The sequence below is a fragment of the Sphingomonas mollis genome, assembly GCF_016427505.1.
Classification (GTDB): domain Bacteria; phylum Pseudomonadota; class Alphaproteobacteria; order Sphingomonadales; family Sphingomonadaceae; genus Sphingomonas; species Sphingomonas mollis.
In genome coordinates this window covers 48,528-64,475 of sequence record NZ_JAELXS010000005.1, presented here as the reverse complement: position 1 = coordinate 64,475, position 15,948 = coordinate 48,528, and the positions used below count along the sequence as shown (strand labels likewise).

General features: G+C 67.1%; 12 protein-coding genes. 8 read left to right on the top strand and 4 right to left on the bottom strand.

Annotated elements, in window-relative coordinates; translation table 11 throughout:
• Positions 1-94 precede the first annotated feature (94 nt).
• The 8 genes from JAO74_RS09955 to ppc all read left to right on the top strand — a co-directional run bounded on the left by JAO74_RS09955 (position 95) and on the right by ppc (position 8,470).
• A complete protein-coding gene (locus JAO74_RS09955) occupies positions 95-838 on the top strand; it encodes a flagellar hook-basal body complex protein (RefSeq protein WP_199037526.1) in 744 nt (247 codons plus the stop codon).
• A 26-nt stretch (positions 839-864) separates the two neighbouring features.
• Positions 865-1,653, top strand: a complete 789-nt coding sequence (gene flgG / locus JAO74_RS09950; RefSeq protein ID WP_199037525.1) for a flagellar basal-body rod protein FlgG — start codon at positions 865-867, stop codon at positions 1,651-1,653.
• Positions 1,650-2,090, top strand: a complete 441-nt coding sequence (gene flgA, locus JAO74_RS09945) for a flagellar basal body P-ring formation chaperone FlgA (protein WP_199037523.1) — start codon at positions 1,650-1,652, stop codon at positions 2,088-2,090. Before flgG ends, flgA begins: the two co-directional genes overlap by 4 nt.
• Positions 2,091-2,107: 17 nt before the next feature.
• Positions 2,108-2,845, top strand: a complete 738-nt coding sequence (gene flgH / locus JAO74_RS09940; RefSeq protein WP_199037521.1) for a flagellar basal body L-ring protein FlgH — start codon at positions 2,108-2,110, stop codon at positions 2,843-2,845.
• A gap of 182 nt (positions 2,846-3,027) precedes the next feature.
• A complete protein-coding gene (locus JAO74_RS09935) occupies positions 3,028-3,885 on the top strand; it encodes a flagellin (protein WP_199037519.1) in 858 nt (285 codons plus the stop codon).
• A gap of 293 nt (positions 3,886-4,178) precedes the next feature.
• The gene (locus JAO74_RS09930; RefSeq protein ID WP_199037517.1) at positions 4,179-5,036 is read left to right on the top strand and encodes a flagellin; all 858 of its coding nucleotides are present in this window, start codon (positions 4,179-4,181) and stop codon (positions 5,034-5,036) included.
• A gap of 264 nt (positions 5,037-5,300) precedes the next feature.
• Complete coding sequence (locus JAO74_RS09925; RefSeq protein WP_199037515.1) at positions 5,301-5,651, top strand: hypothetical protein; 351 nt, start codon at positions 5,301-5,303, stop codon at positions 5,649-5,651.
• Positions 5,652-5,800: 149 nt separating this feature from the next.
• Entirely contained in the window at positions 5,801-8,470 is a 2,670-nt protein-coding gene (gene ppc / locus JAO74_RS09920; RefSeq protein WP_199037513.1) for a phosphoenolpyruvate carboxylase, read from the top strand.
• A 118-nt stretch (positions 8,471-8,588) separates the two neighbouring features.
• On the opposite strand, the gene JAO74_RS09915 is transcribed toward ppc, so the two are convergent.
• The 4 genes from JAO74_RS09915 to JAO74_RS09900 all read right to left on the bottom strand — a co-directional run bounded on the left by JAO74_RS09915 (position 8,589) and on the right by JAO74_RS09900 (position 15,945).
• Positions 8,589-9,257: a PilZ domain-containing protein gene (locus tag JAO74_RS09915; protein WP_199037511.1), complete on the bottom strand. Its 669-nt coding sequence runs from the start codon at positions 9,255-9,257 to the stop codon at positions 8,589-8,591.
• A gap of 1 nt (position 9,258) precedes the next feature.
• Positions 9,259-14,238 carry a DUF11 domain-containing protein gene (locus JAO74_RS09910; protein WP_199037509.1) on the bottom strand — a complete coding sequence of 1,660 codons (4,980 nt, stop codon included), beginning with the start codon at positions 14,236-14,238 and terminating at the stop codon, positions 9,259-9,261.
• 64 nt (positions 14,239-14,302) lie between these two features.
• Positions 14,303-15,445 carry a hypothetical protein gene (locus JAO74_RS09905; RefSeq protein ID WP_233150870.1) on the bottom strand — a complete coding sequence of 381 codons (1,143 nt, stop codon included), beginning with the start codon at positions 15,443-15,445 and terminating at the stop codon, positions 14,303-14,305.
• A gap of 41 nt (positions 15,446-15,486) precedes the next feature.
• Positions 15,487-15,945, bottom strand: a complete 459-nt coding sequence (locus JAO74_RS09900) for a DUF11 domain-containing protein (RefSeq protein WP_199037507.1) — start codon at positions 15,943-15,945, stop codon at positions 15,487-15,489.
• Positions 15,946-15,948 lie beyond the last annotated feature (3 nt).

Sequence of the window (15,948 nt, the reverse complement as noted above, 5' to 3'; positions counted from 1 at the left end):
GACCGGCTCCCCATTCTCCCACCTATTATAGGACGGTCGGCAGGCAGTTTTTGCCTAGCGACGGAAAAGCGACGTCGAGGGAAACGAGGCCGGGATGGACATATCCTCCTATGTATTGCTGAGCCAGGAGCAGGCGCTCCGGCGCAAGCTGGACGTGGCGGCCAACAACATGGCCAATATGAGCACCGCCGGGTTCAAGCGGGAGCGGCCGGTGTTTCGCGAGTTTGTCGAGCAATCGACGGAGAACGCGGTCGAGGCCGCGCGCAAGACGTCGTTCGTGCTGGATTACGGCGCGATGCACGACACCGCCGCCGGATCGTTCCAGTCGACGGGCAATCCGATGGACGTGATGATCGACGGCCCCGGTTATCTGGCGGTCGAGGCGCCGGACGGCGGCACCGCCTATACCCGCGCCGGTTTCGTGAAGACCAATCAGGCGGGCGAACTGACCACCGCCGGCGGGCAGCGCATCCTGGGCGAGGGCGGGCGACCGATCGCGGTGCCGGCCGACCAGCTGGCGACGCTGACCATCGGCAACGACGGCACCGTCGCAACCAAGGATGGCCCGGTCGGCCGCATCGCGGTGACCGTGTTCGACGACGAACGCATGGTCACGCCGCGCGGCGATGGCCTGATGACCGCCAGCAACGGCCGTGAACTGGCGGCGGCCGACACCAGGTTGCGCAACGGCGGGATCGAGGCATCGAACGTCGAGCCGATCGTCGAGACCACGCAGATGGTCGAGATCCTGCGCGCCTACCAATCCAGCATGAAGATGTCGCAGGACATGGACGATCTGCGCCGGCGCGCGATCGACCGCCTGGGCAAGCTCGGCTGATTTCACTCTAGAATAGGAATTGCGCGATGCGGACGCTTTCGATCGCCAGCACCGGGATGCTGGCCCAACAGACCAATGTCGATGTCATCTCGAACAATATCGCCAACATGAACACCACCGGGTTCAAGCGGCAGCGGGCGGCGTTCCAGGACCTGCTCTATCAGCAGGAAACCCGCCCCGGCACCTCGGCGGGCGGCGCGAGCGAGGCCAAGGTGCCGACCGGCATCCAGATCGGCGCGGGCGTGCGGACGGGTGGCGTGTACCGCATCACCGAACAGGGCGCCCCCAACCAGACCGGCAACCGGTACGATCTGGCGATCCAGGGACGCGGATTCTTTCAGGTGACGATGCCGAGCGGAGAGACCGGCTATACCCGCGACGGGTCGTTCCAGCTTTCCGATCAGGGCGAACTGGTGACGTCGGACGGCTATCCGGTGCAGCCGGGCATCGCCATCCCCGCCGACGCGGTCGATGTCGCGATCTCGAAGACCGGACAGGTGCAGGTGAAGACCGCCGGCGCCACCGATATGCAGACGGTCGGTCAGTTGCAGGTCGCCACTTTCGTCAACGAGGCGGGGCTTGAGGCGCAGGGGCAGAACATCCTGCTCGCCAGCGCAGCATCGGGCCAGCCGACGGTCGGGGCGCCGGGCGATCCGGGGCTGGGCACGACGTTGCAGGGCTTCGTCGAGGCGTCGAATGTCAATCCGGTGGCGGAGATCACCTCGCTCATCACCGCGCAGCGCGCCTATGAGATGAACAGCCGCGTCGTGAAGACGGCGGACGAGATGCTCGCCACGTCGAGCCAGTTGCGGTGAGCATCGTCGCCTCCCTGTTGCTGGCGCTTGCCAGTGCCGCCCCGGCGGCGGTCGAGCCGCCGCCCGCGCCCGTGCTGGTCCGCCCGATCGAACGCGGCGAGATATTGTCCACCACCGATTTCGAGCTGCAACCGCGCAGCCCCGGTCTGGCCAGCGGGGCGTTGCCGCCGGGGCAGGCGGCGGGGCGCGAGGCGGTGCGCAATCTGGCGATCGGCGCGGTCGTGCGCGCCGGTGACGTCATGACGCCGCGACTGGTGCGGCGCGGTGAGCCGGTGACCGTGACGCTGCGCAGCGGCGGGCTGGTGATCGCCACCGGTGCCCGCGCCCTGACCAGCGGCGGGATGGGCGATCTGGTCCGCGTCGTCACCGCATCGACCAACCGGACGCTGGACGGCGTCGTCGAAGGCTCCGGCGCGGTTCGGGTGACGGCACCATGATCGGACGGGGAAATTCGATGAAATCCACCATTCCCGTCTTGTTTGTCGGGGCGGTTGCCCTGTCCGGCTGCGCCGTCACCGACCGGCTGGCTCAGGTCGGCAAGGCGCCGAAGATGACCGCGATCGATACCGCCGATGCGCCGTCGATCGAGGAGTCGCTCGGCCGCCCCGGCATCGTCCAGCGTCGCGAGGCGACGGCGCCGCCACCGGCGGGTGCCTCGCTGTTCCGGGCGGGGGCTGGCGCGTTTCTGGGCGACCAGCGGGCGGCGCGGAACGGCGACATCCTGACCGTGAAGATCAACGTCGCCGACAAGGCCGACATGGGCAACAACACCGCCCGCACGCGGGGCGGGTCGGAGTCCGCCGGCCTGTCGTCGCTGCTCGGGCTGGAGACGAAGCTGCCGGGCGGCGATCCGTCGAAGCTGGTCGCGGGCAATTCAAAGTCCCAATATAATGGCGGCGGCACGATCAGCCGCAGCGAGACGATCAACATGACGATGTCGGCGATCGTCACCAACGTACTGCCCAACGGCAATCTGGTGATCCGCGGCCGGCAGGAGATTCGCGTCAATTACGAGCTGCGCGAGCTGATCGTCACCGGCATCGTCCGGCCGCAGGATATCGCCCGCGACAACAGCATCCGCCACACCCAGATCGCGGAGGCACGCATCAGTTACGGCGGGCGCGGCCAGTTGACGCAGGCGCAACAGGCGCGTTGGGGCCAGCAGATCTATGACGCGCTGTTTCCGTTCTGATCGGAAAACAGGGGAAACACGCCGGTAACCATTGGCGTGAATAATTTCGCAATCTCTGTCCGCCGGCCCGGATTTCTTCCCAGAATAAGGATGTGGCCAGCGCTTTTGAACGGCCGCCGAAGGACCGCCGTCACGGTCCGCGACCGCAGAAGCTGCCGAACTTTCCAGAAGGAACACACGTCATGGGGATGTCCGTAAACACCAATGTCGGCGCGATGGCCGCTCTTCAGGCCCTGAACGCGACGAGCAAGGGTCTGGCGACGACGCAGAGCCGCATCAACAGCGGCATGAACGTCAGCTCGACCAAGGACGATTCGGCCGCCTACACGATCGCGCAGAACCTGCGCGGCGATCTGGGCGGGCTGAAGGCCGTTACCACCTCGCTGAGCCGTGCCAAGAGCGTTACCGACGTCGCGGTCGCGGGTGCCGAGCAGATTTCCGACGTCGTCAACCAGATGAAGACATTGGCCAAGCAGGCATCCGATGCCGGCGTCGACCAGACCAGCCGCGATGCCTACAACAAGGACTTCACGGCGCTTCGCGACCAGATCACCACGATCGTCAACTCGTCCGAATTCAGCGGGACCAACCTGCTCAAGACCAGCGGCGGTACGGTGTCGGCATTGCAGTCGCTGGGCAGTATCTCCAGCGGCGGCACCTATACCCCCGATACGCTGACCGTGCCCAATCAGGAAATGGACCTGGCCGCGGCCGGTACGGCGGGCAAGCTGAACACGACGTCGACGATCTCGTCCCCCTCTGATGCCACCACGATGGTCGGCACGCTGGACACGCTGAGCAAGGCGATCTCGACCAACCTCAGCAATCTGGGTTCCGCGTCGCGCAAGATCGATGCGCAGTCCACCTTCGCCAGCAAGCTGACCGATACGATCGAAAGCGGCATCGGCAACCTCGTCGATGCCGATCTGGCCAAGGAATCGGCGAAGCTGCAGGCGTTGCAGGTCAAGCAGCAGCTTGGCGTGCAGGCCCTGTCGATCGCCAATCAGGCGCCGCAGACGATCACGTCGCTGTTCAAATAAGCCCGGCCATCACCCGGCGACCCGGAAACCGGGGCGGAACATCCTCCGCCCCGGTTTTCTGGCGTCTGGGCGCCGTCGTCGGACCGGGACCATCCGCCTGATATCCCGGTAAAATCCTCCGCGCCTACCCGTTAAGCCATTGCTAACCATCAATAATCTTCGTGCCCGCGCCCGGCCGCCGATGTTTCTTTCCATGATGAAGGGCGAGCTGCCTTTCAGGCGGGTCGCCGGGGGACCGCCGATCCGGTCCACGGCCGCAGAAGCAGCCGAACTTTCCAGAAGGAAAACATACGATGGCAATGTCCGTAAACACGAACACTGGTGCGATGGCCGCGCTTCAGGCGCTCAATTCCACCAGCAAGGGTCTTTCGACCGTTCAGAACCGCATCAACAGCGGCATGAACGTGAGTTCGACCAAGGACGATTCAGCCGCCTACACGATCGCCGAGAAACTTCGCGGCGATCTGGGCGGACTGAAGGCGGTGTCCTCGTCGCTCAGCCGGGCGAAGAGCGTCACCGACGTTGCGGTAGCGGGCGCAGAGCAGATTTCCGACGTCGTCAACCAGATGAAGACGCTTGCGACGCAGGCATCGGATACGGGTGTCGATGACGCAAGTCGCACTGCGTACAACAAGGACTTCAAGGCCCTTCGCGACCAGATCACCACGATCGTCAACTCGTCCGAGTTCAACGGTACTAATCTGCTGAAGACGAGCGGTGGTACGGTCAGTGCATTGCAGTCGCTGGGCAGCGTTTCCAGCGGTGGCACGTACACGCCCGATACGCTGAGCGTCGAAAACCAGGCCATGGATCTGGCGACAACGGGTTCCACCACCGCGGTGGGGAAGGACTCTGAAATCGACACGGCTGTAAAGGCCAAGAATATGGTCGGCGCGCTGGATACGCTGAGCAAGGACATCAAGGTCACACTCAGCGACCTCGGTTCGGCTTCGCGCAAGATCGACGCGCAGTCGACGTTCGCCAGCAAGCTGTCGGACACGATCGAGAGCGGTATCGGCAATCTCGTCGATGCCGATCTGGCGAAGGAATCGGCGAAGCTGCAGGCTTTGCAGGTCAAGCAGCAGCTTGGCGTGCAGGCGCTGTCGATCGCCAATCAGGCGCCGCAGACGATCACCTCGCTGTTCCGTTAAGGAACTGCATCCGCCGGGGATTTCGATCCCCGGCGGTCATGGCCGGAGTGACCATCCGTGTCACCCCGGCCATTTTTCGATGAACCAACGCATCGAAAAATATACCAAGGTTAATATGGTATTAAATATATCCATCGTCGTAAAAAGATGATGCCATTTCGGTTGTAACAGTCGAAGGGTGGGTCCGCCGAGGAGGAGAAGAAGCCGCAGTATCGCGCGGCATCGCTTTCGCGTCTCTCCAGACAATTGAAGACAGGAAGCGATGTGCATTCCGATTTCGTGTTGAACCTCTCGGTGTCGGTCACCGACCATGACGCGCTCTGGCAGGCTGCCGCCACCGCGCTGGCAGCACTGGCACCGACACTGTCGGATGAGGATATCACCGATACGCTCGGTCACCGCGAAGCACCCAATCTGGCCGATTGCCTGACGACGTTGCTGCTGCCGCCGACCCTGCCGGGCGGGGTTGTCCAGCATGTCTCTTGCGTGCCCGTGACCACCGCGGATACTGGTGGCATTGAACCGATCCGGAAGGGCGCCGGCCGCGTGATCGACGGGCTTGGTCGCATGGTCGCCAAGGCACCGCCGGCGATGACGCGCGCCATCCAGATCTGATCGGTTCCCGCGCCGGACCATCCGACAGGCGACCGGACAGCCCGACCAGACAGCTCGACCAGTCGGGGCGACCGACAAAAACCGCACGCTTGATCTGGTTATACCAGCAGCCGGTTGACCTGCACGGTGCCGCAGCGCAGCATTGCGGGATGGCTACTCTTCCTCCGATCGCGAACAATCCCGACATCCGGTTTCTCGGCGCCCTGCTCGGCGACGTGATCCGCGATTATGGCGGCGAGAAGCTGTTCGCGGCGACCGAGACGATCCGGCGCGCCTCGGTCGAGCGGCATCGCGGGCTGGGCGACGGTGCGGCGATCGATCTGGAACTCGAACAGCTCGATCTGGACGATACGCTGGAATTCGTACGCGGCTTCATGCTGTTCTCGATGCTCGCCAATCTGGCCGAGGATCGTCAGGGCTTTTCGATGGAGGAAGGTGCGGAACTGTCGGCGGCACTCGACCGGCTGGCGGCCGAGGGGGTCGACAAGGACGCGGTCGTGGCGCTGCTCGACCGGGCGCTCGTCGCACCGGTGCTGACCGCGCATCCGACCGAGGTGCGCCGCAAGAGCATGATCGATCACCGCAACCGCATCGCCGAACTGATGCTGGTGCGCGATACCGGCATGATCGAGACGCCCGATGGCGATGCGGTGGAGGACGCCATCCGCCGGCAGGTCGCGCTGTTGTGGCAGACGCGGGTGCTGCGTCGCGAGCGGCTGGGCGTGGCGGACGAAGTGGAAACCGCGCTGTCGTATCTGCGCGACGTGTTCCTGCCGACCGTGCCGGCGCTGTATCAGCGATGGGACCGCGCGCTCGGGCGGCGCTGCCCCAGTTTCCTGAAGCCGGGCAGTTGGATCGGCGGCGATCGCGACGGCAATCCCAACGTGACCGCCGCCTCGCTGACGCTGGCGCTGGAACGGTCGGCCGAGGCGGTGCTGGGTCATTATCTGGATACCGTCCATGCGCTGGGCGCCGAGCTGTCGATCTCCTCTGCCCGGGTGGGTGTCGACGAGGGGGTCGAGGCGCTGGCCGAGGCGAGCGGCGACGATGCGCCGAGCCGGCGCGACGAACCGTTCCGCCGGGCGCTGTCGGGCGTCTATGCACGGCTCGCCGCGACGCACGAGGCGTTGAGCGGCCGGCCGGCGGCGCGGCCGGGGCGGTTGCAGGGAGAGGCGTATCCCGATCCGGCGGCGTTCCGCGCGGATCTGGTCACGATCGCGCGCGGGCTGGCGACGCGGGGCGGCGGGGCGCTGGCGTCGAGCGGCGCGCTGGCGCGGCTGATCCGGGCGGTCGACGTGTTCGGGTTCCATCTCGCCACGCTCGACCTGCGCCAGAATTCGGCGGTGCACGAACGCGTCGTCGCCGAACTGCTGAAGACGGCGGGGGTCGAGGCGGATTATCTGGCGCTGGACGAGGACGCGCGCGTGGCGCTGTTGCGGCGCGAACTGGCCAATGCGCGGCCGCTGACCAGCCGGTTCCAGTCATATTCCGACGAGACCGCGTCCGAACTGGCGATCGTCGAGGCGGCGGCGGCGGCGCATCGCCGGTTCGGGGTGGAGGCGATCCGCGTCTATATCGTGTCGATGGCCAAGTCGGTGTCCGACCTGCTGGAGGTCAACCTGCTGCTGAAGGAAGCGGGTCTGTACCGCCCCGGCGACTCGCCCGAGGCGGCGATCATGGCGGTGCCGCTGTTCGAGACGATCGAGGATCTGGATGCCGCGCCCGAAATCATGCGCGACTGGCTGGCGTTGCCGGAGATCGCCGCGATCACGCAGGGGCGCGGCCATCAGGAAGTGATGATCGGCTATTCCGATTCCAACAAGGACGGCGGTTACCTGACATCGACCTGGGGCCTGTCGAAGGGATCGACCGCGCTGACGCCGGTGTTCGAGGCGGCGGGCGTCGGCATGCAATTGTTCCACGGACGCGGCGGCGCGGTGGGGCGCGGTGGCGGATCGGCCTTCGCGGCGATCCAGGCGCAGCCCGCCGGCACCGTGCAGGGCCGCATCCGCATCACCGAACAGGGCGAGGTGATCGCCGCCAAATACGGCACGTGCGAGACCGCGGCGACCAATCTGGAGGCGATGGCGTCCGCCACCCTGCTCGCCAGTCTGGAACCGGTGCGGCTGTCGAACGCCGAGAACCAGGCGTTTTCGGGGGCGATGGACAAGCTGTCGGACGCGGCGTTCCATGCGTATCGCGACCTCGTCTACGGCGACGATTCGTTCCGGACGTTCTTTCGCCAGATGACGCCGATCGCCGAGATCGCGAACCTGAAGATCGGCAGCCGGCCCGCCAGCCGCACCAAATCCGACCGGATCGAGGATCTGCGCGCCATCCCGTGGGTCTTTTCATGGGCGCAGGCGCGGGTGATGCTGCCCGGCTGGTACGGCGTCGGTCAGGCGATCGCCGGGTTCGAGGACAAGGCGCTGCTGGCCGAGATGGCCGAGGGCTGGCCGCTGTTCGCCGCGACGCTGGCCAATATGGAGATGGTGCTGGCGAAGTCCGACATGGGCATCGCCGCGCGCTATGCCGCGCTGGTCGACGAACCGCTGCGGCCGTTCTTCACCACCATCCGCGATGCGTGGACGCTGACGCATGACGGCCTGTTGCAGACGACCGGCCAGTCGCGCCTGCTGGAGCGGCATCCCGCGCTCGAAACCTCGATCCGCCTGCGCCTGCCTTATATCGAACCGCTCAACCTGTTGCAGATCGAATTGATGAAGCGCCACCGCGCGGGCGACGAGGACGTGCGGATCGGCGACGGCATCCTGTTGTCGATCAACGCGATCGCCACCGCGTTGCGCAATTCGGGGTGATCTGTCGATCGTCAGCGCTGACCTCATCCTTTCACCGTTCGGCCTGAGCGAAGTCGAAGGCTGTCGCGCCACAGGTGCTTCGACTTCGCTCAGCACGAACGGTTGGGTTTGCGATGCTCTAACTCAGAATATGCGACAGCACGTCGAGGGGCAGGGGCGAGCAGAAGCGAAAGCCGAACAGCTTAGATCGCGTCCAGCATATCCGGCCGAACATCGCCGTGCCGGTATCGACCAGCGTCACTTGTCCGGTCTGACCCGGCGCTACGACCGCCTCGGTCGCCAGTTTCGCCCCGCCGGCGGAGATGTCGAAGATCTGCGCAGTGAAGCGGCCGCCATCGACCCGCACGATCGCCGGCGCGTCGATCGGAAAGCGTGGCGGGCGGGCGACGAGACCGTCCTCCAGCGTCAGGCGGAACACATGTTCGACCGGTTGCGGCTCGGCGAACTGCAACCCGGCCTTGCGGCCCATCACCCAGCGGACGGTGGCGACGATCGGTGGCAGGCCGCGCACCTCGATCACCAGTTGTTCCTCGACCGATGGCGGGGTGGGGAAACGGCCCATCAGGCCGTTGCGGGAAATATCGTGGACCAGACAGACGGTCGTCGTCGGCCCGCGCCGGACCTTGCCGATCAGCAGGACGGATTGATGGCGCTTGCCCGCGCGCCGATCCGGCGCCGCCGGTTCTCCATCGGTCGGGTCGCCGGCAAGGGCCTGCGTGTTCATCAGCATAAGGATGTTCTCCCGCGCCGGGCGGTGGCGCGTGGTGGCGAGGGAAGGGGGCGGCATGTCATCGGCCGATCGCCGTCAACCGGCGGGCGGCATCGCGCAGCGTCTGCTGGTCGAACTTGACCCGCACCGTCACATACGGGCCCTGGCGCGAATACCGGTCGGCCTCGAAATCGCGGTCGCGATAGCCGGCGACATTGTACCCGGCGGTCAGCCAGACATTGCCGGCGGGCGAGACGCCGACCGAGGGACCGCCGCTCCACGCCCAGGCGTCGCGGCCCGACCATGCGTGCTGGATCGACGCCTGCACGCCGATATCGAACCGCTGGCCGACATCCTGTCGAAGTTCGAACCCGGTCGCGTCGATGAAGCCGGTATAAACGTCGTCGGCGAAGCGGCCGCGGACATATTTGGCGCCGTAGTACAGCGTCGCCTCGGTGCCATGGCCGGCGCCCTCCGGCCCGGTGCGGTAATTCACCGCCATGTTGTTCACCGCCCGCGTCGTGACCTGCGCGCCATTGCCATAGGCGGGGACGCCCAGACCGTTGGCGTCGGTGAAGCCGGTGTCGGCGCGCTCGTGACGGAACACCAGTCGTTCCAGTATCGACCAGCGGCTGTCGAGCGGGCGCAGCGCCAGCGCGACATCGGCGGTCGCCGATTCGGCGGTGGCACCGCGCCGGTCGGTCAGGCGATAGGCGCGCAGGCCAGAGGCGATCGTGCTGCCTTCGCCCAGTGACCGCAGGACGTTGCTGGTGATCCCCCAGCGCTTTTCCGCGTCGGCATCGCGCCGTTCGATCCGTCCGTTCCACGACCACCGCGCCGCGCGATAGGTCGCCCCCAGCGTCAGCGCGATGTAATCGCCGTTCACCTGCGTCGTGGACAGGAAGCCGCCCGATGCCACCGGCTGGAACGCATTGACGACGCCGCCGACGGGGATGCTGCCCTTCACGGTGTTCGACGCATCGACGGTGGCATCGACCGTCCAGTGCCTGCCCAGCGGCAACGACTGGCTGAGGCCGTATTGCGCATAGGTGCGCGCGCCGTTCTCGCCGATCGCCTGCTGGTTCAGCGTGCTCATCAACTTGCCGCCGCGCCATGGCGCGATGTCGAAGCCGACCTGCGCGGTATTGGCGGTGAAGTCGCTGCCTTGCGCGATTTCGTACCCGGCGAGCAGGCGGATGCCGGGCTTTACGCGCCAGGCGGCCGTCAACTGGTGGCGGATCGGGAAATCGACGCTCGCCTTGTCGCCGCCGGGCGCCACCTGCGTCTGCCCGGACAGCGTCAGCCGGTCGCCGATCGCCTGCGTACCGCCCAGCGTCAGGAGCAGGCTGTTGCGGTCGCGGCCGTCGAGACCACGATCGGCCGCGACCTGCACGCCGCCGAACACGGTGCCGGTGGCGCGCCGATATTCCAGCTTCGCCTCACCCGCGATCCGCTCGCCCGCGCCGATCAACTGCTGCTGATACCAGCCGGTGCCGGTCAGGCTGAGCCGCTCGGTCAGGCGGATACGGGTGTCGAGGCCCAGCTTGCGCGTGCCAGCCTCGACCAGATTCTGCTGGCCGACGCCGAAATTCTCGTCCTGTTGGCGAGCATAGAGGAGCAGGTCGAGGCCGGGGCCATGATGCTCCGCCTCGGCCAGATAGGCGATGCCGTCGCCCAAGCCCCCACGACCACCACCGGCGACTTCGCCGCGCAATTCGGTGCCGCGACCGATCTTCGCCTTCACGTCGGCGCCGGCAATGGTGGCGGCGTCGGCGGTCTCGTCGCGGATCACGCTGGCGCCGACCTCGATCCGGCCATTGGCGGTGCGACCGGCGACGCGGGCGGCGGCGGCGAGCTGGTTCAGGCGGCCGCTGTCGACTTCGTATTCGGCGACGATGAAGTTCGGGTTCAGCCCGGCATCGCGGCTGAGGATCGGTTCGCGGAACCGGATGGTGCCGAGCGACAGGTCGATGTCGTAATCGATGTGCCGGGTCAGCTGGCGTGTCTCGACGATCCGTTCGGAGCGGAAGCGGTCGCGGGTTTCCAGCCGCAGCTTGTCGGTATTGGGAACGATGCCGCGCTGGCTGAGCCGATACGGGCCGGACAGGCCGTTGCCCTGAATCTCGTCGCGCGCATAGCGGGTATCGACCTCGGCCGCGAAGCCGGTGGCGCGCAGGTTGCGGCCCTCATAGGCGGCCTTCACGCCGTTCAGGGTGCGGCTGTACCGGGTCAGCTGCGTGTCGGTGAAGCCGGTTTCGAAATCGCCGAACAGCGCATAGAATTCGCGCCGTTCCAGCCGCAGGTACAGCTTGCGCCGGGTGGCGGCGTCGTACCCCTGCACGGTGCCGTCGCCATAGACGGTGTAATAGCGATCGGGATCGATCGTGCCGAGCAGGCCGCGATCGGGGTCGTAGCGACGGTCGCTGTCATAGGCGAGGGTCAGCAGCCACGACCCCTTGATCCGCCCCTTGGCATAGAGCGCGAGCTGGCCGTCGCTGACCATCTTGCCGCGGTCGGCGCGGGGCAGGGCGCTGGCCCGCGTCTTCAGCGTGTCGTACCCGATCGATCCGGCGCCGAAGCCCATGACCATCCAGTCGCGGGCGGGCGCGGCGAGCCAGGTGCGGATATCGCTGGTCCGCGCCTGCCGGTCGTCGGTCAGCGTCACGACGGCATGGACCGCCCCCGCCTGCGTGGTCGGTTGCAGGGCGAGAAAGGCATAGCCGTCGTCGCCGACGACCTGCGCGGTGATCTCCGTGCGGTCGCGCCCGGCCAGTTGCCGGTTCTGTTCCAGCGTAGCCTCGGTCGCGGCGCGATAGGGCTGGTCGATGCGGAAGGGCACGCTGGCGCCGGCCCGCACCGGGCGGCCGTCCTTGTCGGTGACGCGTACCGCGATCAGCGGCCGGGTCAGGCCATCGGCGATCAGCCGGCTGCGCGCCGGATCGATCGTGGCGCGTACGCCGGCGCCCGCATAATGAACGGTGCGTTCCAGCGTCTTCACGATCCGGCCGTCGGGCGCCAGGATCGTCGCGGCGAGCAGGTTGTCACCGGCGCGAAGCGGCAGGCCAGACCAGCGGGATACGGCCGCCGCCGCGCCCTTGTCGGTGCCGTCGAACGCCAGCGGATCGGTGCGTTCGCCGTTGACGGTCAGCGCGACGCGTTCGTCCAGCCCGTGCTTCACCACCACGCGCTGCACCGGCGCGCGGGGATTATGATCGAGCGCCGGGAACAGCCAGTCGGTGCCGGCGGTCAGCCCGACCGTCCAGTCGCGCAGGCCCGCGGCGACCGCATCGTCATCGGCGACGATCGGCAGCGTATCGATGGCGCGGGTGGCGCGGCCGGTGGGCTTCAGCTGGAAATCGACGCGCTTCATCAGCCCGCCCTGACCCTCCACGAAGCGCGAGATCGCGCTGCCGGCCTGGCGCGTGTCGTTGTCGCACGCGACCGCTTCATGGCTGTCGGGAATGCTGGCGGTGTCGAGCTGGACGACGTGGCGACCGGCCGGCACGCCCTCGAAATGGTACAGGCCGTCGCGGTCGGTGACGACGAAGGTGCCGTCCTCCAGCATCAGGCGCACGCCCGCCACGCCCTTGCGCTTGTCGACCGGATCGCCGCAATTCCCCTCCGTCACGCGGCCGATGACGGTCAGCGCGTCGGTGAACAACAGCGGCCGCAACCGGACCGAGGCGGCGGCCTCGTTACTGAACACGCCGTCGCCCGCCACGCGCGCGCGGTTCAGCGCCTCGCCGGTGGGGGCACCGGGCGCGATCGTCACGACATAGGTGAGTTGCGTCGTCGCCGAGGGCGCTAATGTATCGATGGTGAAATCGAGCGTCCGGCCATCGGCCGACACGACGGGTTCGTCACCGCCGCGCGCGGAACCGCGCCGGTATCGAAGCCCCTCGGGCAGGTAGTCGGTCACATGCAGGCCGCGCGCGCCGGTGGTGCCGCGATTGGCCAGTTGCAGCCGGTACTGGACGATATCGCCCGGCGCGGCATCGCGGACGGAGGCCGTCTTGGTCAGCAGCAACTGCGCATCGCCCGGCCGGTCGAGCGGGATATCGGCATAGAAGGGATCGGGCGTCGACAGCGTCAGCGAGCGCAGGAAACTGGCGTCGTTCAGGATGAACGGCCCGCCGCTGGGGTCCTTCAGCGTCTGCAACGTCGCCAGCGGGACGACCGAGGGCGCGGTATAGTCGCCCGGCGGCTGGATCTTCAGGAAATACACGCCCGGCAGGGTCAGCGGGAAGCGATAGCGGCCGGGCCGCCCCGGATAGACGCGGCCGCTGGCATCGGTGACGGTTTCGCCGCTGGTGACGGTGGACGGGTACAGGCTGACGCCATCGTCGCCGTACACCATCGCCGGATTGCCGTTGGCATCGACCAGCGAGACGATCGCGCCATCGACCATGCGGCCATTGGCGGAATCGAACACGAAACCGGCCGGATCGATCAGCAGCGAATAGCTGGAGGAAAAGCTGTTGTCGTTCTCGCCGAACGACAGCGTCAGCCGCTCGCCGCGCTGGCCGCGGGCGTCGCACGGAACCAGATCGGGGTGCTTGCCGGTGGCGGTCGCGGGCACGCCACCGGCGAAGATGCCGCTGTCCGGCGCGGTTTCAAGCAATGGCAGCCGGACCGTGATTTTGCCGATCGTCGCGGTGATGTACTGGGTTTCGCGGGTGGTGGGGTCCAGGTTGTCGCCCTGATCGTCCAGCACCAGGATGACGTCGGCATAGATATCGGCCGAGGCGATCTTCTTCGAGCCGGCAAAGGTGGCGGCATCGATCGGCGCGGGCGTGAAGACGCGGCGGGGCGTCGTCTCGCACTTCATGCCCGTCAGTTCATATCCCGGCGGCGGCAGGTAGAAGCCGAGCGTCGTCGGCCGTTTCTTGCGGGCGGCATCCAGCGTGACGGTGTTCGACGCCACCGTCTGCACGCCGGCATCGGTCGTGAAGCTGAGGGTGGCGGTATTCTCGACACGCGTCGTCTGCGCCCCGGCCGCTATCGCGGCGAGACCGAGCAACAGGGCGCCGAGGCGCGTGAAGAGGCGGGGCGTGGGCATGCAGGGGGCCATTCCCGGCGCGCGCCGCGCGCCGGGGCAGGATATCTCCTTGTAAGGGGGTCGTTTAGTTGATCGTCACGCGGAAACTTGCCGCCACCGACGATCCACCGCCGACCACCGGGATTGTCGCCGTGACCGTGCGGGTCGTGGCATTGTACGATCCGCCATAGGTGCCGGTCGTCGATCCATCGTCCGCCACGGGGACACCACCGATCAGGCAGACGCCCGCCGTGCCGACCGATCCGACGACCAGCGATCCGGGGACATAGGTCGTCGTCGTCGGCAATATGTCGGTCAGGTTCACGTTGTTGGCCGCGGTCAGCAGCGTCGCGTTCTGCACGGTCAGGCAATATTGCACGACCGCGCCGGGCAGCGCCTTCGGGTTCAGGGTGCTGACGCCATCGGACAGCACGGTCGCACTTTTCGTGACCGTCAGGTTCACGTTGCGCGTCGTGACGTCATAGGTCTGGTACGCCCAGCCGCGACCGTTGCGCAGGGCGTCGAAGCCCAGCAGGCCGTCATTGTCGTTGTCCGCGAACACGACGTCGATCTCGTTGTCCTGGTTCAGTGTGTTCAGCGGGGTCGGGATCAGCGCGGTGCCCTGCGTATTGGGCGCGCCACCGGTCGCGACGGTGGCTTCCAGGCCGACCTGTGCGCTGGTCGCCAGTGCGTTGTTGGACGGAATGTCGCCGACGATGAACACGACGCGCGACGTATCCTGCGCCAGTTCGTCGATATAGGTCGCGGTGTCGGTGGCGGGATCGTACACGCCGTTGTTGTTGCCATCGACGAAGATGCGGATGTTCGACAGGTCGAAATTGTCTGTGCCGGTCAGGATGCCGACCGGGACGAGCTGGCTGAGCGACAACAGGAAATCCTGCGTCCCGTTGGTGTTGTTGGTCACGGTGAAGCGCGTGACCGCGCCGGTCTGGCCGTGATTGACCGACGTCGCCGTCGCATCGGTGGCGACGACCGTCAGGTTCACCTTGCGATCGACCACGAACGTCGCGGTCGTCGACGCGGTGCTCTGCGCCTGACCGTTCACCGTATAGCTGGCCTGCGCGGTGTTCGACACCGTGGTGCCGGCGGCGGTGCCCGCGGGCGGCAGCGCCTGGGCATGCGCCTGGGCCGTGACCATCCCGGCCATCATCGCCCCCAGCGTTGCCGTCGTGGACCACAAGATGCGACGCATCTTTCGTGCAGACATGGGTAGGTGCTCCTCCGTTATAATGTTTCTGGTATTGCCGGTCATCGGACGATGGCCCGGAAGGCGAACTGGCCGCTCGATCCGGCGGCGACCGGATTCGGTACGCGCCAGCGGACATGGGTGACGTCGCCGACGCCGGCCGGACGGGTGCCGCCGGCGGCCACGGGCACGCGAAGGGTGGCGAGGGTGCCGAACGTCCGTCCGTCGACCGACAGTTCGGGCGCGGCCGACGCGGCGCCGGCGTCGCGATAGGCGAGGCCCTGCGGCAACGGGTTGGCGATCACCAGCCCGTCGATCGGCTGGCGGCCGGCGTTGCGATAGACGACCTGCACGACGACCTGATCGCCCGGCACGATACGGCGCGGCGCGACCAGCGCGATCCGGGTCGTGCCGTCCGCGGCGGCGACGCGCGTTTCGGCGAGCACCTTCGTCTCCAGCGAGAGCGGGGCCGGCGTCGCGGCCACCGCCGCTGCGAGGGGAAGGAGGAAGAGGGGCGTCATGAC

Coding starts and splice junctions, on each gene's coding strand:
- flgG (WP_199037525.1), top strand. CDS start 865: ATGCGGACGCTTTCGATCGCCAGCACCGGGATGCTGGCCCAACAGACC.
- JAO74_RS09905 (WP_233150870.1), bottom strand. CDS start 15,445: ATGTCTGCACGAAAGATGCGTCGCATCTTGTGGTCCACGACGGCAACG.
- JAO74_RS09935 (WP_199037519.1), top strand. CDS start 3,028: ATGGGGATGTCCGTAAACACCAATGTCGGCGCGATGGCCGCTCTTCAG.
- JAO74_RS09955 (WP_199037526.1), top strand. CDS start 95: ATGGACATATCCTCCTATGTATTGCTGAGCCAGGAGCAGGCGCTCCGG.
- JAO74_RS09930 (WP_199037517.1), top strand. CDS start 4,179: ATGGCAATGTCCGTAAACACGAACACTGGTGCGATGGCCGCGCTTCAG.
- JAO74_RS09915 (WP_199037511.1), bottom strand. CDS start 9,257: ATGCCGCCCCCTTCCCTCGCCACCACGCGCCACCGCCCGGCGCGGGAG.
- ppc (WP_199037513.1), top strand. CDS start 5,801: ATGGCTACTCTTCCTCCGATCGCGAACAATCCCGACATCCGGTTTCTC.
- flgH (WP_199037521.1), top strand. CDS start 2,108: ATGAAATCCACCATTCCCGTCTTGTTTGTCGGGGCGGTTGCCCTGTCC.
- JAO74_RS09900 (WP_199037507.1), bottom strand. CDS start 15,945: ATGACGCCCCTCTTCCTCCTTCCCCTCGCAGCGGCGGTGGCCGCGACG.
- JAO74_RS09910 (WP_199037509.1), bottom strand. CDS start 14,238: ATGCCCACGCCCCGCCTCTTCACGCGCCTCGGCGCCCTGTTGCTCGGT.